Source organism: Staphylococcus sp. EG-SA-2, from assembly GCF_017152085.1.
Map to the genome: position 1 here is coordinate 1 of NZ_JACYHC010001168.1, position 665 is coordinate 665.

1 protein-coding gene is annotated in these 665 nt (G+C 36.1%); it reads left to right on the top strand.

Features of this window, described 5'->3' with window-relative positions; translation table 11 throughout:
• Window positions 1-665, top strand: a 665-nt coding sequence (locus tag IDG60_RS19215; RefSeq protein WP_206161075.1) for a GA module-containing protein, incomplete at both ends; no start/stop codon positions are given.

Here is a 665-nt window from a genome sequence, read left to right on the forward strand (position 1 = left end):
GTAACTGCTGCACAAAATACTGCTAATGAATTAAATACAGCAATGGGTCAACTTCAAAATGGTATTAATGACCAAAACACTGTTAAACAACAAGTGAACTTTACAGATGCTGACCAAGGTAAGAAAGATGCTTACACAAATGCTGTTACGAATGCTCAAGGTATTTTAGATAAAGCAAACGGTCAAAATATGACAAAAGCACAAGTTGAAGCTGCATTAAATCAAGTAACGACTGCTAAGAATGCTTTAAACGGTGATGCAAATGTAAGACAAGCAAAATCAGATGCGAAAGCAAACTTAGGTACATTAACACACTTAAATAATGCACAAAAACAAGATTTAACATCACAAATCGAAGGTGCAACAACAGTCAACGGTGTAAATAGTGTTAAAACGAAAGCACAAGACTTAGATGGTGCAATGCAACGATTAGAGTCAGCAATCGCAAATAAAGATCAAACTAAAGCGAGCGAAAACTACATTGACGCAGATCCAACTAAGAAAACAGCATTTGATAATGCCATCACACAAGCTGAATCTTACTTAAATAAAGATCATGGTACGAATAAAGATAAGCAAGCTGTTGAACAAGCAATTCAAAGTGTAACGTCTACTGAAAATGCTTTGAACGGTGACGCGAACTTACAACGCGCTAAAACTGAAGC